Origin of the sequence: Caballeronia sp. LZ016 (genome assembly GCF_031450805.1) — a bacterium.
Taxonomy (GTDB): domain Bacteria; phylum Pseudomonadota; class Gammaproteobacteria; order Burkholderiales; family Burkholderiaceae; genus Caballeronia.
The window spans coordinates 14,193-34,094 of sequence record NZ_JARTVY010000001.1; the positions used below are offsets into that span (position 1 = coordinate 14,193).

Here is a 19,902-nt window from a genome sequence, read left to right on the forward strand (position 1 = left end):
AGCGGTGTGGGTGCTGACGTTCGCGCCGCGTGCCTCTTCAGGGAACCGTCGGCGCGACGCCTTTAGTTCTCTTCTTCCAGCCAGCACGTGCCGTGCTGCGCGAGCATCGCGCTCGACGCCGCCGGCCCCCACGTGCCCGCCGCATACGGCTTCGGCTTGTTCATCGACGTGGACCATGCGTTCAGGATCGGTTCGACCCAGCGCCACGCGGCGTCCTGCTCGTCGCGCCGCACGAAAAGCGCGAGGCGGCCGCGGATCACGTCCAGCAAAAGCCGCTGATACGCCTCCATTTGCCCTTCCTTGAAAAACTGGTCGAACGCGAGATCCAGATGGACGCTTGCCAGATTCATGCCCTCGCCGGGCTGCTTGGCGAGGCAGTAGAGGCGAATGGTCTCGTTCGGCTGCAGGCGGATCACGAGCCGGTTCGCGCCTGCGCGCAACGCGTTTGCCCCGAGCGCCGAGTGCGGCACCGGCCTGAAATTGACGACGATTTCCGCGACCCGGTCCGCCAGCCGCTTGCCGGTACGCAGGAAAAACGGCACGCCGGCCCATCGCCAGTTTTCGATTTCGACCTTCAGCGCAACGAAGGTTTCGGTATTGCTGTCGGGACGCACTCCCGGTTCGGTCGCATACGCAGGCACCGATGCGCCGCGAATCACGCCCGCATGGTACTGACCGCGCACCGCGACACGGCTGATATCGCGCTCGTCGATGGGCTTCAGCGCGCGCAGCACGCGCAGCTTTTCGTCGCGCACGGAGTCGGAGTCCATCGAGTGCGGCGGCTCCATCGTCACGATGGAAAGCAGTTGCAGCAAGTGGTTCTGCACCATGTCGCGCAGCGCGCCGGTGTTGTCGTAGAAGTCGCCGCGCGCTTCGACGCCGAGTTCCTCGGCGATCGTGATCTGGATGCTCTCGACCCATTCCCGCCGCCATAGCGGCTCGAAGAGCGCATTGCCGAAGCGCAGCGCGAGCAGGTTCTGCACCGGCTCCTTGCCGAGGTAATGGTCGATTCGATAAATCTGCTCTTCCTGGAAGATCTCGCCGACAGCGTCGTTGATTGCGTTCGACGATTCCAGGTCATAGCCGAGCGGCTTTTCGAGCACGATGCGCGCATTCTCGTTCAGCCCCACTTGCGCGAGCGCCCGGCAAATAGGCACGAACAGCGACGGCCCGGTCGCCAGGTAGAAGACGCGCGTGCCGTCATGCCGCGCCAGTGCGTCGCGCAGCACGACGAAGTCTTCCGCCCGGCCGAGATCGAGCTGCACGTACTGAATGCGCTCGAGAAAGCTCCGCCACGCCGATTCGTCGACGCCCTTCTTCGAGACGTGCGGCTTCACGTGCTCTTCGACCCACGCGAGATATTCGCCCGGCGCCTGTTCGCCGCGCGCGACCGCGACGATCTTGCCCGACGGCGCGAGCATGCCCGCGCGATGCGCCTCGAACAGCGCGGGAAGAATCTTGCGCATCGACAGGTCGCCGGTCCCGCCGAACAGCACGAAGATGAAATTCGAGTCGGTTTGCATGGGTCTGAGGGCCGCTTTGTGAAGTCGGTGGGACGTCGAACAAAGAGCTAGCGTAGTTCGACAAAATTTTTTTTGACACTGAATTGTAGTTTAACTACAATCCAAATCAAGAGGAAATGTGATCTGGGAAAACAATGGCTTGTCAATCAGAAGCTGCGTGTTTTCCCTAGGGCCATTGTTCTGAACGCATGTTAACGGAGTCCGGACATCGTTGCTTTCAAGCACCTTCGGGCTTTGCATGCGAACGGGCCTCGCGCCTGCACGCCTTCGCCCGCAACGTATCGCGGCGGTGCGTGCCGGCAAAAATCAAAAGCAATTACTTTGCATGGGACCGGAACAGGCGCACAACCGCCCGCTTCGGTCGAGAGGAGACAGTCGTTGCGATCCAACTCACTCATTCCTTGAGCGCCGTGCGGCCGATCATCGGTCTGCCGGCCCTGCACGCGCGTGCGCGAATCACGACGCGCGCCGCACGCTTTCCCGCCGACACCGCCGATTCCCCGGCCACCGCTGCACCCGTTGCACCTTCTTTTTCAACGCTTCTGGCGACATCAGGGGCCAATCGTTTTTTTGTTCAGGTGTCTGGAGGAGATAAACAATGAAAGTCCGTAAGCTCATGGGCGCGCTGTGCGCCGCAGGTCTTCTGTGCGGCGCGACGGCGTCGGCGGTGCAGGCTGCCGAAGCCGTGTCCGTGCTGCACTGGTGGACGTCGGGCGGCGAATCGAAGGCGGTCGGCGTGCTCAAGGACGACATGACCAAGCAGGGTTACACCTGGAAGGACTTCGCCGTCGCGGGCGGCGCAGGCGCTGCCGCGATGACCGCGCTGAAGACGCAGGTCATCTCGGGCAATGCGCCGTCGGCGGCGCAGATCAAGGGTCCGCTGATCCAGGAATGGTCGGAGCAAGGCGTGCTCGTGCCGATCGATTCCGTCGCCGGCGACTGGAAGAAGAACCTGCCGCCCGAAATCGACAAGATCATCCACGCGGACGGCCACTACGTCGCGGCGCCGTTCTCGGTGCATCGCGTGAACTGGCTGTACATCAACAAGGCCGCGCTCGACAAGGCGGGCGGCAAGGTCCCGACGACCTGGGCCGAGTTCTTCCAGGTGGCCGACAAGATGAAGGCCGCGGGCATTCAGCCGGTCGCGATGGGCGGCCAGCCGTGGCAAGACCTGACGCTGTGGGAAGACGTCGTGCTGTCGGAAGGCGCGGACTTCTACAAGAAGGCGATCGTCGATCTCGACCAGAAGACGCTGACCTCGGAAAAGATGGTCCAGGTGTTCGACACGGTCCGCAAGATTCAGGGCTACTTCGACAACGGCCGCACGGGCCGTGACTGGAACCTCGCAACGGCCATGGTCATCAACGGCAAGGCCGGCATGCAGTTCATGGGCGACTGGGCGAAGGGCGAATTCGCCGGCGCAAACAAGAAGGCCGGCACGGACTACATCTGCGCCGCGGTGCCGGGCACGGAGAAGTCGTACACGTTCAACGTGGACTCGTTCGTGTTCTTCCAGCAGAAGGGCCAGAAGAACGCCACGCCGGGCCAGCTCGCGCTCGCCAAGACCATCATGTCGCCGGAATTCCAGGAGCAGTTCAGCCTGAACAAAGGCTCGATCCCGGTTCGCCTCGGCGTGAAGATGGACAAATTCGACGACTGCGCGAAGAAGTCCTACGCTGATGAACAGACGGCGATCAAATCGGGCGGCTACGTTCCGTCGCTCGCTCACGGCATGGCTCAGGGCGACGCAACCGCTGGCGCAATGACCGACGTCGTAACGAAGTTCATGAATTCGTCGCAGGATTCCAAGAGCGCCGTCGCTGCGCTCGCGAACGCCGCCAAGACGAAGTAAGCACGCAGCCTGAAGGACGGGCGGCGCGCAGCGGATCATCGCTGCGCGCCGCCTGACCGGCGAACCGTCGCATCGAGCGCCCCTGGCGCTCCAAGCCAGCCCAATCGGAAAGCACCACCTGCCGCCACAAGCGCGCGAGTCCGTGTTCATCAGCGCGCAAGAGCGCATACCCCAAGCGCCGGCGCATCTTCCAGGAGTCGAGTTGTGACTGCCTCCCTCAGCGGTACCGCGGAAAAGACTCCGCACCAGCCTCGCCGCGCCTCGCCCACGGCGGCGCTCGCCGATCGCTGGATTCCCAAGCTGGTGCTCGCTCCCAGCATCCTGATCGCGCTCGTGTTCGTGTACGGGTTCATTCTCATCACGGGCTATCTGTCGCTGACGAACTCGCGCCTGATGCCACGCTACGAGTTCTCGGGATTCGACCGTTATCGGCAACTCTTCGACAACGACGTCTGGTGGACCTCGGCCGCCAACCTCGGCTGGTTCGGCATTCCGTTCATTGGTCTCTGCGTGGGCCTCGGCCTGTTTCTCGCAATCCTGCTCGATCAGAAAATCCGCAACGAAGGCGCATTGCGCGCAATCTTTCTCTATCCGATGGCCCTGTCGTTCATCGTGACCGGCACCGCGTGGCAATGGATTCTGAACCCCGGTCTCGGCATCGAGAAGGTGTTCCACGACTGGGGCTGGACGAGCTTCTCGTTCAACTGGCTCAACGATCCGGACAAGGCCATCTTCTGCGTTGTGATCGCGGCGGTCTGGCAATCGAGCGGCTTCGTGATGGCGCTCTTTCTCGCGGGCCTGCGCGGCGTCGACAGCGAAATCTTCAAGGCGGCGCAAGTGGACGGCGCGACGCTGCCGACCATCTATCGCAAGATCGTGATTCCGAGCATGCGCCCGGTGTTCTTCTCCGTGCTGCTGATTCTCTGCCACATCACGATCAAGACCTTCGACCTCGTCGTCGCGCTGACGGCGGGCGGGCCGGGCACCTCGTCGTCGCTGCCGGCCATCTTCATGTACACGTTCTCGTTCAACCGGGGACAACTGGGCGTGGGCGCCGCTTCGTCGATGATGATGCTCGCCACCGTCGTCGCGGTGCTCGTGCCGCTGATGTATCTCGAATCGAGGAGCACCCGCAATGCAGCCTAAGATGACGATCAGCCGCGCCGTCATTTACGCGGTGCTCATATTGTTCGCGCTTTACTTCCTGTTCCCGATCTACGTGATGCTGTCCACGTCGTTCAAGGACCTCGACCAGCTTCGCACGGGCAACCTGCTCACGCCGCCTACGCACTTCACGTTCGCGCCGTGGGTGAAGGCGTGGCAGGAAGCCTGTACCGGCGTGCGTTGCGACGGCATGCAGCCGTTCTTCATGAACTCCGTGCGCATGGTGATTCCGGCCGTGCTGATCTCGTCGATCGTCGGCGCGTTCAACGGCTACGTGCTCACGCACTGGCGCTTCCGCGGCGCGGATGCGTTCTTCACGATGCTGCTCGTCGGCTGCTTCATCCCGTTTCAGGCCATTTTGCTGCCGATGGCGCGCCTGCAGGGTTTCCTCGGCCTGTCGAACACGACGAGCGGCCTCGTGCTGGTGCACGTGATCTACGGCATTGCGTTCACGACAATGTTCTTCCGCAATTTCTACGTGAGCATTCCGGCGGAGCTCGTGAAGGCGGCGCGCATCGACGGCGCGGGATTCTTCACCATCTTCACGAAGATTCTGCTGCCCGTCTCGCTGCCCATCTTCATGGTTTGCCTCATCTGGCAGTTCACGCAGATCTGGAACGACTTCCTGTTCGGCATCGTGTTCTCGGGCGTCGATTCGATGCCGATCACGGTCGCGCTGAACAACCTCGTCAATACGTCGACGGGGGTCAAGGAATACAACGTCGACATGGCGGGCGCGATCATCGCGGCATTGCCGACGATTCTCGTCTACATGATCGCGGGGCGTTATTTCGTGCGCGGCCTGACGGCGGGCGCGGTGAAGGGTTGAGCGCGCAGCGGCGCGCGTCCCCTGCTGAACAGACAACATAGAGGATTCAAGCATGGCAAGCCTTTCCATCCGTGACGTGTACAAGACCTACCCGAACGGGGTGCCGGTTCTCAAGGGCGTCAACATCGACATCGAGGACGGTCAGTTTCTGATCCTCGTCGGCGGCTCGGGCTGCGGCAAGTCCACGCTGCTCAACATGATCGCCGGCCTGGAGACCGTGACCAAGGGCGCGATCATGATCGACGGCAAGACGGTCAACGATCTCTCGCCGAAGGACCGCGACATCGCGATGGTGTTCCAGTCGTACGCGCTCTACCCTTCCATGAGCGTGCGCGACAACATCTCGTTCGGCCTCAACATCCGCAAGGTGCCGAAGGACGAGCAGAAGAAGATCGTCGACCGCGTGTCGGAGACGCTGCAGATCGGCCATCTGCTCGACCGGAAGCCCGGCCAGTTGTCGGGCGGCCAGCGTCAGCGCGTCGCGATGGGCCGCGCGCTCGCCCGCGACCCCGTCATGTTCCTGTTCGATGAGCCGCTCTCGAACCTCGACGCGAAGCTGCGCATCGAGATGCGTTCGGAAATCAAGCTGCTGCATCAGCGTCTCGGCACGACCATCGTGTACGTGACGCACGATCAGATCGAGGCGATGACGCTCGGCGACCGCATCGCGGTGATGAAGGACGGCGTCGTGCAGCAGTTCGGCGCGCCGCAGGAAATCTACGATTCGCCGTCGAACCTGTTCGTCGCGGGCTTCATCGGCGCGCCGCCGATGAACTTCATCACCGGCAAGCTGGTCGAGTCGGGCGCGGGCGTCGGCCTGCAGATCGATACGGGCGTCACCCGGCAAGTGCTGAACCTGCCGTTCGATGCCTCCGGTCTGCGCGGCAAGGTCGGCCAGGACGTGGTGCTCGGCCTGCGTCCGGAACGTATCACCGATGCGCGCAGCGCCCACGACGTATCGGACGCGAGCCTGCAGCCGATCGACGTGCGCGTAGACGTCATCGAGCCGACCGGCCCCGACACCCTCGTGTTCGCGCAGGTGAACGGCAAGCGCATCGTGTCGCGCGTGCACCCGGCGTCGAATCCGCAGCCGATGTCGAACATGACGCTGCTTTTCGACGTATCGAAGGCCGTGCTGTTCGATCCGCAAACGGAAGAGCGTCTCGCCTGAGCGTTCGCTCCGGCTGCACCGCTTCCGAAGCCGCGCTCAACGCGCGGCTTTTTCTTTGCGCGTCGGCTCTGCATCGGCTTTGCATCGGCTTTGCGTGCCGTGCGGCACAATCACCGCTTCGACACTCGTATGAAGCTCCCCGCGCAGCCATCGTTCATGACCCAGCTTCCGACGCATCCCGCTCCCGCCTGGCCGCCTTCCGACGGCCCCGATCCGTTCATCGGCCTCGAATCCCTCGACGATCCTGCCGTCCAGGACTGGATCGACGCCCAGAACCGCCGCACCGAAGCCGCGTTCGGCGACACGCCCGAAGCGCGCGCCCTCGCCGCGCGGCTCGAAGCGGCGTACACGTCGCAGGATCGGATCGTGACCTGCTCGCGCTACGGCGACTGGGCCTACAACACGTGGCAGGACGACGCGCATCCGCTCGGCATCGTGCGCCGCACGCCGTGGAGCGCGTGGCTCGCCGGGACGCCCGACTGGGACATCGTGCTGGATGTCGACGCGCTCGATCTCAACTCGGACGCGGACGCCGACACCCGCTGGGCGCTCGCCGACTTCGACATGCTCTATCCGTCCTACGACCGCGCCCTCGTGAGTTTGTCGCCGGGCGGCTCGGACGCGTGCATCGTGCGGGAATTCGACATTGCGACGCGCCGCTTCGTCGACGATGGCTTCGTCCTACCGGATGTGGGCAAGCACGATGTCTCGTGGATCGATCGCGATACCGTCTACGTCGGCTGGGACGACAGCCGGACCAACGCGCGTCCCGCGCTGACGACGTCCGGCTTTCCGCGTCAGGCGCGGCGCTGGAAGCGCGGCACGCCGCTCGCCGATGCGCCGGTCGTGTTCGAAGGCAAGCGGCGCGACGTATCGGCGGGCGCGGACTACGATCCGCTCGAGAAGCTGCATCTCGCTTCGCGCGCGGTCACGTTCTGGGACACGCTGCACTACTGGCTCGACGAGAGCGCAAATGAATGGCGTCAGTACGACCTCCCGGCGCACGCGGAGATCGAGCATTGGGAGGGCTGGCTTTTCGTCACGCCGCGCAAGGCGTGGACGACGGGCGGGCGGCGGCACGCGGCGGGCTCGCTGCTCGTCATCCGGCGCGATGCGTTTCTCGACGGTGCGCGCGAGTTCACCGCGCTTTTCGTGCCGGGCGCGCGGCGCGTGCTCGCGGGCATCGACTTCACGAAGCACTGGCTGATCGCCTCCCAGATGGACGACGGCGCCCCGCGCGTCACGCTGTGGCGCCCGCCCGCCGATGCCGGCTCCGGCGCCGCATGGGAATCGCGCGAATTCGCGTTGCCGGACGCGAGCCAGTCCTATGTCGATTCGATCGATAGCGAACGCGACGACACGGTGCTGATCCACGTCGAGCACTTCCTGACGCCGCCGTCGCTCCATCACGCCGATCTCGCCACCGACGCGCCTTGGACGCTGCTCGCGCGCCTGCCCGCGCAATTCGACGCGACGGGGCTGTCGGCCGTGCGCCGTCACGCGATCGCGCCCGACGGCGAGCGCATTCCGTACTGGCTGATCGGCCGCGACGTCGACGCTGGACGGGCATCGCAACCGCGCCCCTGCCTGCTCTATGGCTACGGCGGCTTCGAAGTCGCGCTCGATCCGAGCTACGACGCGACAACCGGCATCGCGTGGCTGGAACGCGGCGGCCTCTACGCGGTGGCGAACATTCGCGGCGGCGGCGAGTTCGGGCCGCAATGGCATCAGGCTGCGCTGCGCGAAAACCGGCAAGTGTCCTTCGACGATTTCATCGCGGTGGCGGAGGCGCTCGTCGATAGCGGCGTCACGACCGCGAAGCAGCTCGGCATACGCGGCGCGAGCAACGGCGGGCTGCTGACCGGCGTCTGTCTGGTGCAGCGGCCGGACTGCTTCGGCGCGGTGCTTTCCGAAGTCCCGCTGCTCGATATGGCGCGCTTTCACATGCTGCTGCAGGGCGCATCGTGGATCGACGAATACGGCGATCCCGACGATGCCGCCGACCTCCGTCATCTCGTCGCGTATTCGCCGTACCAGAACGTCCGCGACGATGCGGCGTATCCGCCGGCGCTCTTCACGTCGTCGAGAAGCGATGACCGCGTGCATCCCGGCCACGCGCGCAAGATGGCGGCGAAGATGCAGGCGCAGGGTCACGAGCGCCTCTGGTATCAGGAGACGGGCGACGGCGGACACGGCGCGGGCGTCGAGCCGGAAGCGGTCGCGCAGGCCGAGGCGGCGGCGTTCGCATTTCTGGCGTCGGCGCTGGGGCCGCTGCCGCGATGAAGTAGTTGATTTTTGTCAGTCAAAACAATCGCTTGGCCGAATATGCATCGAATCCTTACGATTCGAATTCGTTCGATATGGTCGGGCGCACAGCGGGCCTATAGTTCATTCACTCCCTGCTGCATCGGCGATGCTTCTTCCGGACAAAGCGGCGAGCCAGTGAAGAACCGGTACGTGGACAGCACCGGTTCGTTCAGCCGGGAGTGATGAAGTAGTGACGTGTTCGACCCAAGCAAACCGATCGGGAAACCTTCTGACCCAGCAAGTACCGACCCGAACCAGGAGCAGACGCCTATCGCTGAAACCGCATCGACGAGTATTCACCTTTGACCCGGACGAATATTTGCCACGAAGCAGATCGACGCGCATTCATCTCTGACCCGGAAGAATGCTCGCCAGGAAACGGCTCGACTCAGGACACCTTTGACCCAGGCATGGACTGAACATTGACCGAAAGCATCACCTTTGACCTATTCGACCTCGCCATTGCGCGAGGTTTTTTTTCGCCCGCGCGGGCGCAGCGCTTCGTCTCAGACGCGGGCCGGCGCGGCGTGCGAACGCATTACGAGCGTGCGCCCGGCGAACGTGAGCACGCCGCATACGCCGATCACGATGCCCATGCCGTGCGGCGACACATCGTGGAAGAGACCGACCGCGAGGCTCGCCAGCGCGCCGAGCGCGAGCTGCATCGCGCCGAAGACGGCTGCCGCCGCACCCGCGTTGCGCGGATAGCGATGCATGAGTTCGGTCGTGCAGTTCGCCGACAGCAGGCCCACCACGCCGACGACGAAAAACAGGCTCGCGACGATCGACCACAGGCCGCCCCATCCCGTCAGCGCGACGAGCGCCACCACGAGCGCCGCCGCGACGCTGACGATCGCCGCGCCCGAAATCATCCGGATTGCGCCCACGCGCCCGACGAGCTTCGTATTCAGCACATTGCCGCCGATGATGCCGACGATGTTCAGCCCGAACAGCAGCCCATAATGCTGCGGCTTGACATGGAAGTAATCGATATAGACGAACGGCGTCGCGGTGATATACGCGAACATCGACGCGAACGCCATGCCGCCGCACAGCACGTGGCCCCAGGTGACCGGATCGGTCAGAAGATGTCCGTACGCGGCGAACGACTTGCCGAGCGCCGCGCCCGCGCGCTTCTCCTTCGGCCACGTTTCGGGCACGCGCAAGAACGCGGTCACGGCGCAGACCGCGCCGAAAAGCGTCAGCGCGACGAACACCACACGCCAGCCGCCCAGCAACAGCAATTGACCGCCGATGAGCGGCGCGAGCAGCGGGCCGATCGACGTGACGATGGACAGCATCGACAGCACGCGGGCGGCGTCGGTCGGCGCATGGGCGTCGCGGGCGATCGCGCGCGCCAGCACCGACGCCGCGCCCGCGCCGAGCGCCTGCAGGAAGCGCACGAAGACGAGCGCGTCGATCGAAAAGGCCGCCGCGCAACCGACGCTCGCCAGCGCGTAGAGCGCGATGCCGCCGAGCAGGACCGGTCGGCGGCCATAGGTATCGGAAAGCGGGCCATAGAGCAGCATGCCGAACGAGAAGCCGAACATGAAGCTCGTCAGCGTGCTTTGCGCGGCGGCCGGGCTCGTGCCGAACGCGGCGGCGAGCGACGGCAGGCTCGGCAGGTACATGTCGATGGACAGCGGGCCGCACGCTGCGAGCGCGCCGAGCAACAGGATCAGCCGGCGATCGGGCCGGCGACGGGTGGTGTCTGACATCGGATGCGCTGAAAAGGGGCTTGGGACCGGGCGCTTCGCGGCTTTCAGCGTTGAAGGCGAGCGGCCCATTGTACGCGACCCTCTTTTTCCTCGTTCGCGCTAAGCTCGGCGCATGACCGCCTTCCTTCTCATCTGGAGCCCCCGCAAGTGGCCGTGGCCCGAGTTGCCGGACCTTGCGCGCCGCGTGGCCGCAGGCGAAGCCGTCGCCGATGTCTGGGGCTGCGGCACGGCGCGCGGCCTTCTGCCGGGCGACCGCGTGTTCGTGCATCGCGTGGCGCAGGAGCCGAAGGGCGTCTTCGCGTCCGGCTACGTGACGCGCGCGCCCTACGAGGTCCCCGACGTGCACTCGAAGCGCGGCTATCGGCTGTGCATCGACTTCGTGTACGACTGGCTCGTCGATGCGCGCGAGCAGGTCGTCGTCACGCGCGACGAGCTGCGCGCGCATCCCATTTCCGTGCAGACGTGGGACGCTCAAAGCTCGGGCACGCTCATCAAGCCGATGGCCGAAGGCGCGCTCGAAAAGCTCTGGACCGCGCGCACCGGGCGGCGCGGGCGTTTCGGACCGGCCGAGGGTTGACATGTAACCCGGTCGCCACCCCGCCCGGCCCCGCCCGCTTGCAACGAGTCCGGTACAATTTCGGCAACAATCGTCGCGCCGGACGCCCAGGCATCTTCCACGGGCGAACGCCCCGTCCCGCGCGGCTCGCATCCACTTTCAGCAGGCCCTCATCCATGTCCAGGAACCAAGCTCTTTTCGAACGCGCCCAGCGAACCATTCCCGGCGGCGTGAACTCGCCGGTGCGGGCGTTTCGATCGGTCGGCGGCACGCCGCGCTTCATCGAGCGCGCGCAGGGGCCGTATTTCTGGGACGCCGAGGGCAAGCGCTATATCGACTACATCGGCTCGTGGGGCCCGATGATCGTCGGCCACGTTCACCCCGAAGTGCTCGATGCGGTGCAGCGCGTGCTCGCCGACGGCTTCTCATTCGGCGCGCCGACCGAGGCGGAAATCGAGATCGCGGAGGAAATCTGCAAGCTGGTGCCGTCGATCGAACAGGTGCGGATGGTCTCGTCCGGCACCGAAGCGACGATGAGCGCGCTGCGCCTCGCGCGCGGCTTCACGAACCGCAGCCGGATCATCAAGTTCGAGGGCTGCTATCACGGCCACGCGGACAGCCTGCTCGTGAAAGCCGGCTCGGGCCTGCTCACGTTCGGCAATCCCACCTCCGCCGGCGTGCCCGCCGACATCGCGAAGCACACGACGGTGCTCGAGTACAACAACGTCGAGCAGTTGAACGAAGCATTCGCGGCGTTCGGCGCGGAAATCGCGTCGGTCATCGTCGAGCCGGTGGCGGGCAACATGAACCTCGTGCGCGCGACGCCCGAATTCCTGAACGCGCTGCGTGAGCGCTGCAACGAGTACGGCTCGGTGCTGATCTTCGACGAAGTAATGTGCGGCTTTCGCGTCGCGCTCGGCGGCGCGCAGCAGGTCTACGGCATCAAGCCGGACCTCACGTGCCTCGGCAAGGTCATCGGCGGCGGCATGCCGGCGGCGGCCTTCGGCGGGCGGCGGGACATCATGGCGCATCTCGCGCCGCTGGGCGGCGTGTACCAGGCGGGCACGCTGTCGGGCAATCCGATCGCGGTCGCGGCCGGCCTCAAGACGCTGCAGCTGATCCAGCGCCCCGGCTTCTACGACGACCTCGCAAAACAGACGCGCAAGCTCGTCGATGGCCTCGCCGCAACCGCGCGTGAAGCGGACGTGCCCTTCTCGGCCGATTCTATCGGCGGCATGTTCGGCCTCTACTTCATGGACAAGGTGCCGGGCAGCTTCGCGGAAATCGCTGACGGGGACACGAAGCGCTTCAACGCGTTCTTCCACGCGATGCTCGATGCCGGCGTGTACTTCGCGCCGTCGGCATTCGAAGCGGGCTTCGTGTCGAGCGCCCACGACGACGCGGTGATCGACGCGACCATCGACGCCGCGCGCGGCGCCTTTGCGTCGGTCGCGGCCTGAACCCGCGTCCACGGACCGACGCGATGTTCTCGCAATCCGACTTCACCTACATGGAGCGCGCGCTCGCGCTCGCCTCCCGCGGCATGTACACGACGACGCCGAATCCGCGCGTCGGCTGCGTGCTCGTCAAGAACGGCGAAGTGATCGGCATGGGCTTCACGCAGCCGGCCGGCCAGGACCACGCGGAAGTGCGCGCGCTGAAGGACGCCCGCTCGCGGGGCAAAGACCCCCGCGGCGCGACGGCCTACGTGACGCTCGAACCCTGCAGTCATTTCGGCCGCACGCCGCCGTGCGCGCATGCGCTCATCGACGCGCGCGTCGAGAAAGTGATCGCCGCGATGGAAGATCCGAACCCGGCCGTGTCCGGACGCGGCCTCGCGATGCTGCGCGACGCGGGCATCGACGTGCGCTGCGGACTGCTCGCCAGCGAGGCGCACGAGATGAACATCGGCTTCGTCTCCCGGATGACGCGGCGGCGTCCGTGGGTGCGCATGAAGGTCGCGGCAACGCTCGACGGGCGCACCGGCTTGCCATCGGGCGAAAGCCAGTGGATCACGGGCGACGACGCACGCGCGGATGGCCACGCCTGGCGCGCTCGCGCCTGCGCAATCCTGACCGGCATCGGCACCGTGCGCGAGGACGATCCGCAACTGACCGTGCGCGCGGTCGACACGCCGCGCCAGCCGCAGCGCGTATTGATCGATAGCCGGCTCGACGTGCCGCTCGAGGCGCGCATCCTCGAGGGCGCGCCGCCGTGGATTTTCCATGCCGCCGATGCGGACCCCGCCCGCGCCGATGCGCTGCGCGAGCGCGGCGCGCAGCTCGTCGATCTGTCGAACGAACACGGCAAGGTCGATCTCCCCGCGATGCTGACCGCGCTCGCGGATCGCGGCATCAACGAATTGCATGTCGAAGCGGGGCACAAGCTGAACGGCTCGCTGCTGCGCGAAGGCTGCGTCGACGAACTGCTGATTTACCTCGCGCCGAGCCTGCTCGGCAACGCGCCCGGCATGTTCGATTTCGCGCCGCCCGCCACGCTGGATGCGCGGCCGCATCTGAAGTTTCATCGCATCGACCGGCTCGGCGACGATCTGCGCATTCTCGCGCGGTTCGCCGGGGCGCAAGCCGCCAGCGAAACGCGCTGAATTTCACCGAACAAAGGAACGCACATTTCATGTTTACAGGAATCGTCACGGCGGTGGGCCGCATCGAGAAAGTCACGCCGCTCGGATCCCAGCCGGAGGCGGGCGTCCGCCTGACGGTGGCAGCGGGCGGGCTGGATCTCTCGGACGTGGAACTCGGCGACAGCATCGCCATTCAAGGGGCGTGCATGACGGTGATCGAGAAATCGCCGGCTTCGTTCGACGTCGACGTGTCGCGTGAAAGTCTCAGCAAGACTGTCGGCCTCGGGGACACCGGCGCGGAGGTGAATCTCGAGAAGGCGCTGCGCGCGCACGACCGGCTCGGCGGGCATCTGGTTTCCGGTCACGTCGATGGGCTCGGCGTGGTATCGCGATTCGAGCGTGTGGGCGAATCGCACGAATTGCGCATCGTCGCGCCGAAGGACATCGGCAAGTATCTGGCCTACAAGGGCTCGGTGACGGTGAATGGCGTCAGCCTCACCGTCAATTCGGTCAGCGATCAGGCCGACGGCTGCGAATTCTCGATCAACCTCATCCCGCATACCGTGGAAGTCACGACGCTGAAGGCGCTGCGCGCGGGAGCGAAGGTCAATCTGGAAATCGATCTCATCGCGCGGTATGTCGAGCGGATGATGAGCGGAGCGTGACGCGGCGATTTGCTGCTCAGCGTTCGGGGTCCCAGATGTGGTCGAAGTCGAGGGAGAGTTCTTTGCTGCGGCGAATCGACAGCAGCTTCACCGTCTGTCCGCCCAGCCAGTACAGCAGGACGTAGTCATCGAAGATATGCTCGCGCAATTCGGCCCGCTGCGTTGACCCTCCCGTCGCTTCAATGAGCTTTTCGCAAGCCAGCAGCGCATCGCAGTTGTCCGGCATCGAGTCGAGAAACAGCCGACCGATAGCGGGAAAGCGTTCAAGCAGCGGTATCACCTTTGTATCGATGGAATCCAGCAGCCGGTCATAGCTGCGTGGTTGCGCCAGCCTGCTCCAATACCGCTCCATGTCCGCGAGTCGGGCCTCGAAAGCGTGCGTGAACTCGACGGCGGCGCGTGTGCGTCGATCACTCGCCATCCGAGGATCCTCCGCGTTCCCGCTTGGCCCGCAGATTCGCTCTGATGCGCGCAAGCGCCTCGCGAGCGTCCTCCGTGCGACCCGCCTCGAGATCTTCGAGTCCGGCCCGAGCATCTTCGAGAAGCTGGAGATGAACCCGCGCCCGCTCCGCCTCCTGATACTTCTCGAGCTTCTCCGTGCTGATCAGCGCGACGCTCGCGCCGTGGTTGTTCGTGATTATCTTGTTCGCGCCCTTCTGCACTTCATCGATGAGTTCGGACAGGTGCTCGCGCGCCTGTGAAAGGGAGATGACGTCCTTCGGTGTGAAAGCCATTTTCGGCTCCGTACTGTGTAATGTACGTAGCATGGTACGGTTTCCTCGCTTCGAAATGGGTAGGAATTGGTATCGTCGCGAACACGCGGCCAGCGCAACAGTCGGCCACACGGCATAAGCCGAATCCCCAAGCGCGCCGACCGCGATTTCACCGCCTGTCGATCGGCCGTGGCGTAAAATACGCCCTTTCCCAAACGCACCCATCGGGACGCACCATGTCGATCGCCTCCACCCCAGAAATCATCGCCGAGCTCAAGGCCGGCCGCATGGTGATCCTCGTCGACGAAGAAGACCGCGAGAACGAAGGCGATCTGATCGTGGCCGCCGATTTCATCACGCCCGAAGCCATCAACTTCATGGCGCGCTACGGCCGTGGCCTGATTTGCCTCACGCTCACGCAGGAACGCTGCCGGCAGCTCAATCTGCCGCTGATGACGCAGCGCAACGGCACTCAGTACGGCACCGCGTTCACGGTCAGCATCGAGGCGGCCGAAGGCGTGACCACCGGCATCTCGGCGGCCGACCGCGCGCGCACCATCGCCGCGGCCTGCGCGCCGGATGCGCGCGCCGACCACATCGTCCAGCCGGGGCACGTGTTCCCGATCATGGCGCAGCCGGGCGGCGTGCTCGTGCGCGCGGGACACACCGAAGCGGGCTGCGATCTCGCGTCGCTCGCGGGGCTGTCGCCGGCATCGGTGATCTGCGAAGTCATCCGCGACGATGGAGAAATGGCGCGTCTGCCCGATCTGATCGAGTTCGGCGAGCAGCACGGCATCAAGATCGGGACCATCGCCGATCTGATCCACTATCGCAGCCGCACCGAATCGATCATCGAAAAAGTCAGCGAGCGCACGATGCAGACCGCGCACGGACCGTTCCGCGCGGTGCTGTATCGCGACGAGCCGAGCGGTTCGCCGCATATCGCGCTGGTGCGCGGCACGCCGTGGCCCGACACCGAAACGCCGGTGCGCGTCCACGAGCCGCTTTCCGTGCTCGACCTGCTCGAAATCGACGCGTCCACGCACTCCTGGACCATCGACGCCGCCATGCGCGAAATCGCCGCCCGCGATCTGGGCGCGATCGTCATGCTGAATTGCGGCGACACGAACGATCATCTCGTCGACGCTTTCCGCGCCCTCGACGAAAACGACAAGACCGCGAAGCCGGCGCGCCGCCCGATCGACTTCAAGACCTACGGCATCGGCGCGCAGATTCTGCGCGATCTGGGCGTCGGCAAGATGCAGGTGCTCGCCACGCCGCGCAAGCTCGGTAGCATGTCGGGCTACGGGCTCGAGGTGACGGGCTTCATCCCGATGCCCGGGTCGCCCGCCACCGCCGCGGGTTCGAGCGACGCGGCTGTCCCGCATCTCAGGTCTGCATAAGACACCGCCTAAGCGCCACCCTATTCCAAACCAACGGATCTCTACATGGAAATCGGACAATATCAGCCGAATCTCGACGGCGACGGCCTGCGCATCGGCATCGTCCAGTCGCGCTTCAACGAACCGGTGTGCAACGGCCTCGCCGATGCGTGCATCGAAGAACTCGAACGCCTCGGCGTGATCGGCCAGGATGTGCTGCTCGTCACCGTGCCGGGCGCGCTGGAAATCCCGCTCGCGCTGCAGAAGCTCGCCGAATCCGGCCAGTTCGACGCGCTGATCGCGCTCGGCGCCGTGGTGCGCGGCGAGACGTACCACTTCGAACTCGTATCGAACGAGAGCGGCTCTGGCATTTCGCGCATCGTCCTGGATTTCGGCATTCCGGTGGCGAACGCCGTGCTGACGACCGAAGACGACGAGCAGGCCGTCGCCCGCATGACGGAAAAGGGCCGCGATGCGGCGCGCGTGGCGGTCGAGATGGCGAATCTGTCGGTCGCGCTCGAACAGCTCGGCGGCGACGATGAAGACGACGAAGATGAAGACGAAGACGAGGACCGCGCATGAAGAGCGCACGACGCCGCTCGCGTGAACTCGCGACGCAAGGGCTTTACCAATGGCTGCTGTCGGGTGCCCCCGGCGGCGAAATCGACGCGCAGCTGCGCAACGCGCAGGGCTTCGACAAGGCGGACCACGCCCATCTCGACGCCATCCTGCACGGCGTGATCAAGGAAGCCGACGCGCTGTCCGCGCAACTGCAGCCGTGTCTCGACCGGCCGATCGAACAATTGTCGCCGGTCGAGCGCGCGGTGCTGCTCGTCGCCGCGTTCGAGTTCAGGCACCACATCGACATTCCGTATCGTGTGGTCATCAACGAGGCGGTCGAACTGACGAAGACCTTCGGCGGCTCGGATGGCTACAAGTATGTAAACGGCGTGCTGGACAAGCTCGCCGTCGCGATGCGCCCGGCCGAAGCGCAGGCGCGCCGATGAACACCGTGTCGGAACCGCTCGTCCGGCTTGCGTCGCGCGTCGACGCAATCGAGCCGTTCTATGTGATGGAGCTGATGAAGGACGCACAGGCGCTGGAACGCGCCGGGCGCGACATCATCCACATGGGTATCGGCGAGCCGGATTTCACCGCGCCGGAGCCCGTCACGCGCGCCGCCGCCGATGCCCTGCATCGCGGCATCACGCAATACACGAATGCGCTCGGCGTCACGGCGCTGCGGGAAGCCATCGCCGCGCATTACCGCGATGCGTTCGGCGTCACCGTCGATCCGGCGCGCATCGTGGTGACGGCGGGCGCGTCGGCGGCGCTGCTGCTCGCGTGCATGGCGCTCGTCGATAACGGCGACGAAGTGCTGATGCCCGATCCCTGCTATCCGTGCAACCGGCATTTCGTGTCGGCGGCGGACGGCAAGCCGGTGCTCATTCCGAGCGGCCCGGCGGAGCGCTTCCAGTTGACGGCCGAACAGGTTCGGGCGCACTGGAGCGACAAGACGCGTGGCGTGCTGCTCGCGTCGCCGTCGAATCCCACCGGGACGTCGATCGAACCTGCCGAACTTCGGCGGATCGTCGATACGGTGCGCGAGCGCGGCGGCTTCACGATCGTCGATGAAATCTATCAAGGCCTGAGCTACGACGCGAAACCGGTGTCGGCGCTCTCCTTCGGCGATGACGTCGTCACCGTCAACAGCTTCTCGAAGTACTTCAGCATGACGGGCTGGCGGCTCGGCTGGCTGGTCGTGCCGCACGCGATGATCGGCGCGGTCGAGAAGCTCTCGCAGAATCTCTTCATCTGCGCGTCGGCGCTGGCGCAGCATGCCGCGCTCGCGTGCTTCGAGCCGGAGACCATCGCCATTTACGAAGCGCGGCGGCTCGAATTCAAGCGGCGCCGCGACTACATCGTGCCGGCGCTGCGCTCGCTGGGCTTCGGCGTGCCCGTGGTGCCCGATGGCGCGTTCTACGTCTATGCCGACACGAACGGCGTGCATCACCCCGGCGCTGGCGACAGTGAAGCCCTCACGCGCTCGATGCTGCACGACGCGGGCGTCGTGCTCGTGCCGGGTGCGGATTTCGGCGTGCATGCGCCGGAGCGCTACATCCGCCTTTCGTATGCGACGGCGTATGCAAAGCTGGAAGAGGCGGTCGCGCGGCTTGGCGATCTGTTCAGGCGCTGAACTTCCGCTGCGACCATGAAAAAGGGCACCGACGAGGTGCCCTTTTGCGTTTTGCGGATGCGGCTGCAGGATCAGGCGCCGTATTCCGCCGACGGAACGTGCTTCGCTTCGCCGACTTCGCCGTCGTCCTGCGCGTCGGCTTTCTTGGGCGCGTCCATCGTCATGTGAACGCGCTTGGCGGCATCTGTCGTCGATGCCGACGCCAGCACTTGCTTCGGCGCGGCCTGTACCGGCGCCTGAGGTCCGTTGACCGGCACATTGCGGCCGCGCGCGACATCGCGCAGACGCGAACGTTCCGCCAGCACCTTGGCGCCGTAACCGCCGTCGTCCTGCGACGTCGAGCCCACGTAGTAACGCAGACCACCGGCCACCGAGCCGCCGCGCGCGATGCAGTCCTTCAGCACCAGCGCACCGACCTTGATGTTCGCGAGCGGATCGAGCGCCGCGTGCGAGCCGCCGAAGTACTGGAACTTGTCCGAATGCACCTTCGACATGACCTGCATCAGGCCCTGAGCGCCCACGCCGCTTTCGGCATACGGATTGAAGCCGGATTCGATGGCCATCACCGACAGCAGCAGCAGCGGATCGAGACCGACTTCGCGGCCCGTATCGAACGCGGCGCGCACGAGTTCGCTGACCGGCTCCTGCGCCACGCGATACCGCCGCGCGATGAAGCTGGCGACGAGCTTTTGCTCGCGCGTCGAGACGAGCGCGCGATCGTCTCGGGCATCCGCGACGACGCGTTGCGTCGGAATCGCGTTCGCGAGCATGGCGACGGAGGGCATCGTGCGCGGGTCGAGCCCGTTCGGCGACACCGCGAGACTGATGCCGCCGGTCAACTGGCGCGTGCTTTCATCGTCGGAAGCGGCGGCGCCGAGCGACGGCGTCAACGGCTGCGGAGCAGCTGAAGGCGCAGCGTTCGCCGCGAGCGCGACCGACGTGGCCGCATCGCCCGGCTGCCGATGCACCGCCGCGAAAGGCGGCAGTGGCTGGCCCGCCAGCAGGCGTGCAGGGCCCGCCTGCACCGCGGCGGACACGAAAGGCATGATTCGTGCGGCAAAGGTGGTGCGCCACGAAGGCAGCAGCCACAGCGCGAGCGCCGTGACGACAGCCGCGCAGCCGACCAGACTGAAGATAGTGTGACTCATACGGCTTCCACGACGCAGCGCCGCGCGCAGAATCTGCGCGGCACGAGTGTCAGGACGCCATGTCAACCAAGCGTTCATCGATGCTCCCAATGT

Annotated in this window: 19 protein-coding genes; 14 read left to right on the plus strand and 5 right to left on the minus strand. The window is 65.4% G+C overall.

Features of this window, described 5'->3' with window-relative positions; genetic code table 11:
• Positions 1-62 precede the first annotated feature (62 nt).
• The gene (gene zwf, locus P9220_RS00070; protein WP_309763002.1) at positions 63-1,523 is read right to left on the minus strand and encodes a glucose-6-phosphate dehydrogenase; all 1,461 of its coding nucleotides are present in this window, start codon (positions 1,521-1,523) and stop codon (positions 63-65) included.
• Positions 1,524-1,816: 293 nt separating this feature from the next.
• Here zwf and P9220_RS00075 point away from each other — a divergent pair, with 293 nt between their 5' ends.
• The 6 genes from P9220_RS00075 to P9220_RS00100 all read left to right on the plus strand — a co-directional run bounded on the left by P9220_RS00075 (position 1,817) and on the right by P9220_RS00100 (position 8,822).
• Entirely contained in the window at positions 1,817-2,125 is a 309-nt protein-coding gene (locus P9220_RS00075; RefSeq protein WP_309763003.1) for a hypothetical protein, read from the plus strand.
• Positions 2,122-3,375, plus strand: a complete 1,254-nt coding sequence (locus P9220_RS00080; RefSeq protein WP_309763004.1) for an ABC transporter substrate-binding protein — start codon at positions 2,122-2,124, stop codon at positions 3,373-3,375. Before P9220_RS00075 ends, P9220_RS00080 begins: the two co-directional genes overlap by 4 nt.
• A 204-nt stretch (positions 3,376-3,579) precedes the next feature.
• A complete protein-coding gene (locus P9220_RS00085; RefSeq protein ID WP_309763005.1) occupies positions 3,580-4,521 on the plus strand; it encodes a sugar ABC transporter permease in 942 nt (313 codons plus the stop codon).
• Entirely contained in the window at positions 4,511-5,368 is an 858-nt protein-coding gene (locus P9220_RS00090; protein ID WP_035960679.1) for a carbohydrate ABC transporter permease, read from the plus strand. The genes P9220_RS00085 and P9220_RS00090 overlap by 11 nt, the downstream gene beginning before the upstream one ends.
• A gap of 52 nt (positions 5,369-5,420) precedes the next feature.
• Complete coding sequence (locus P9220_RS00095) at positions 5,421-6,539, plus strand: sn-glycerol-3-phosphate ABC transporter ATP-binding protein UgpC (protein WP_309763006.1); 1,119 nt, start codon at positions 5,421-5,423, stop codon at positions 6,537-6,539.
• A 156-nt stretch (positions 6,540-6,695) separates the two neighbouring features.
• Entirely contained in the window at positions 6,696-8,822 is a 2,127-nt protein-coding gene (locus tag P9220_RS00100) for a prolyl oligopeptidase family serine peptidase (protein WP_309763007.1), read from the plus strand.
• A gap of 530 nt (positions 8,823-9,352) precedes the next feature.
• Here P9220_RS00100 and P9220_RS00105 read toward each other — a convergent pair.
• Positions 9,353-10,564 carry a Bcr/CflA family multidrug efflux MFS transporter gene (locus P9220_RS00105; protein ID WP_309763008.1) on the minus strand — a complete coding sequence of 404 codons (1,212 nt, stop codon included), beginning with the start codon at positions 10,562-10,564 and terminating at the stop codon, positions 9,353-9,355.
• 112 nt (positions 10,565-10,676) lie between these two features.
• On the opposite strand from P9220_RS00105, the gene P9220_RS00110 reads away from it, so the two are divergent.
• From P9220_RS00110 to P9220_RS00125, 4 genes are all read left to right on the plus strand, one after another.
• A complete protein-coding gene (locus P9220_RS00110; protein WP_309763009.1) occupies positions 10,677-11,141 on the plus strand; it encodes a hypothetical protein in 465 nt (154 codons plus the stop codon).
• A gap of 155 nt (positions 11,142-11,296) precedes the next feature.
• Complete coding sequence (gene hemL, locus P9220_RS00115) at positions 11,297-12,580, plus strand: glutamate-1-semialdehyde 2,1-aminomutase (protein WP_309763010.1); 1,284 nt, start codon at positions 11,297-11,299, stop codon at positions 12,578-12,580.
• Between the two features lie 23 nt (positions 12,581-12,603).
• A complete protein-coding gene (gene ribD / locus P9220_RS00120; RefSeq protein ID WP_309763011.1) occupies positions 12,604-13,725 on the plus strand; it encodes a bifunctional diaminohydroxyphosphoribosylaminopyrimidine deaminase/5-amino-6-(5-phosphoribosylamino)uracil reductase RibD in 1,122 nt (373 codons plus the stop codon).
• A gap of 29 nt (positions 13,726-13,754) precedes the next feature.
• Positions 13,755-14,369 (plus strand): riboflavin synthase, encoded by a 615-nt coding sequence (locus tag P9220_RS00125; RefSeq protein WP_309763012.1) that lies wholly within the window; start codon positions 13,755-13,757, stop codon positions 14,367-14,369.
• A 16-nt stretch (positions 14,370-14,385) separates the two neighbouring features.
• On the opposite strand, the gene P9220_RS00130 is transcribed toward P9220_RS00125, so the two are convergent.
• Both P9220_RS00130 and P9220_RS00135 read right to left on the minus strand, forming a co-directional pair.
• Positions 14,386-14,721, minus strand: coding sequence for a hypothetical protein (locus P9220_RS00130; protein ID WP_404989521.1), 336 nt, complete (start codon positions 14,719-14,721; stop codon positions 14,386-14,388).
• Positions 14,722-14,779: 58 nt separating this feature from the next.
• Entirely contained in the window at positions 14,780-15,103 is a 324-nt protein-coding gene (locus P9220_RS00135; protein ID WP_309763014.1) for a type II toxin-antitoxin system Phd/YefM family antitoxin, read from the minus strand.
• Between the two features lie 215 nt (positions 15,104-15,318).
• On the opposite strand from P9220_RS00135, the gene ribBA reads away from it, so the two are divergent.
• From ribBA to P9220_RS00155, 4 genes are read left to right on the plus strand one after another with little or no spacing between them, the layout of a single operon-like run.
• Positions 15,319-16,485: a bifunctional 3,4-dihydroxy-2-butanone-4-phosphate synthase/GTP cyclohydrolase II gene (gene ribBA, locus P9220_RS00140; protein ID WP_309763015.1), complete on the plus strand. Its 1,167-nt coding sequence runs from the start codon at positions 15,319-15,321 to the stop codon at positions 16,483-16,485.
• A 45-nt stretch (positions 16,486-16,530) separates the two neighbouring features.
• Entirely contained in the window at positions 16,531-17,046 is a 516-nt protein-coding gene (gene ribH / locus P9220_RS00145; protein WP_309763016.1) for a 6,7-dimethyl-8-ribityllumazine synthase, read from the plus strand.
• Positions 17,043-17,471, plus strand: coding sequence for a transcription antitermination factor NusB (gene nusB / locus P9220_RS00150; protein ID WP_309763017.1), 429 nt, complete (start codon positions 17,043-17,045; stop codon positions 17,469-17,471). The genes ribH and nusB overlap by 4 nt, the downstream gene beginning before the upstream one ends.
• Entirely contained in the window at positions 17,468-18,661 is a 1,194-nt protein-coding gene (locus P9220_RS00155; protein ID WP_309763018.1) for a pyridoxal phosphate-dependent aminotransferase, read from the plus strand. The genes nusB and P9220_RS00155 overlap by 4 nt, the downstream gene beginning before the upstream one ends.
• A gap of 71 nt (positions 18,662-18,732) precedes the next feature.
• Here the strand turns inward: P9220_RS00155 and P9220_RS00160 are convergent, their stop codons facing one another.
• Positions 18,733-19,887 carry a transglycosylase SLT domain-containing protein gene (locus tag P9220_RS00160; protein ID WP_309763019.1) on the minus strand — a complete coding sequence of 385 codons (1,155 nt, stop codon included), beginning with the start codon at positions 19,885-19,887 and terminating at the stop codon, positions 18,733-18,735.
• Positions 19,888-19,902 lie beyond the last annotated feature (15 nt).

Coding starts and splice junctions, on each gene's coding strand:
- ribH (WP_309763016.1), top strand. CDS start 16,531: ATGGAAATCGGACAATATCAGCCGAATCTCGACGGCGACGGCCTGCGC.
- ribBA (WP_309763015.1), top strand. CDS start 15,319: ATGTCGATCGCCTCCACCCCAGAAATCATCGCCGAGCTCAAGGCCGGC.
- zwf (WP_309763002.1), bottom strand. CDS start 1,523: ATGCAAACCGACTCGAATTTCATCTTCGTGCTGTTCGGCGGGACCGGC.
- P9220_RS00110 (WP_309763009.1), top strand. CDS start 10,677: ATGACCGCCTTCCTTCTCATCTGGAGCCCCCGCAAGTGGCCGTGGCCC.
- P9220_RS00130 (WP_404989521.1), bottom strand. CDS start 14,721: ATGGAGCGGTATTGGAGCAGGCTGGCGCAACCACGCAGCTATGACCGG.
- P9220_RS00100 (WP_309763007.1), top strand. CDS start 6,696: ATGACCCAGCTTCCGACGCATCCCGCTCCCGCCTGGCCGCCTTCCGAC.
- P9220_RS00125 (WP_309763012.1), top strand. CDS start 13,755: ATGTTTACAGGAATCGTCACGGCGGTGGGCCGCATCGAGAAAGTCACG.
- P9220_RS00155 (WP_309763018.1), top strand. CDS start 17,468: ATGAACACCGTGTCGGAACCGCTCGTCCGGCTTGCGTCGCGCGTCGAC.
- nusB (WP_309763017.1), top strand. CDS start 17,043: ATGAAGAGCGCACGACGCCGCTCGCGTGAACTCGCGACGCAAGGGCTT.
- P9220_RS00090 (WP_035960679.1), top strand. CDS start 4,511: ATGCAGCCTAAGATGACGATCAGCCGCGCCGTCATTTACGCGGTGCTC.
- ribD (WP_309763011.1), top strand. CDS start 12,604: ATGTTCTCGCAATCCGACTTCACCTACATGGAGCGCGCGCTCGCGCTC.
- P9220_RS00160 (WP_309763019.1), bottom strand. CDS start 19,887: ATGAACGCTTGGTTGACATGGCGTCCTGACACTCGTGCCGCGCAGATT.
- P9220_RS00095 (WP_309763006.1), top strand. CDS start 5,421: ATGGCAAGCCTTTCCATCCGTGACGTGTACAAGACCTACCCGAACGGG.
- P9220_RS00080 (WP_309763004.1), top strand. CDS start 2,122: ATGAAAGTCCGTAAGCTCATGGGCGCGCTGTGCGCCGCAGGTCTTCTG.
- P9220_RS00135 (WP_309763014.1), bottom strand. CDS start 15,103: ATGGCTTTCACACCGAAGGACGTCATCTCCCTTTCACAGGCGCGCGAG.
- hemL (WP_309763010.1), top strand. CDS start 11,297: ATGTCCAGGAACCAAGCTCTTTTCGAACGCGCCCAGCGAACCATTCCC.
- P9220_RS00105 (WP_309763008.1), bottom strand. CDS start 10,564: ATGTCAGACACCACCCGTCGCCGGCCCGATCGCCGGCTGATCCTGTTG.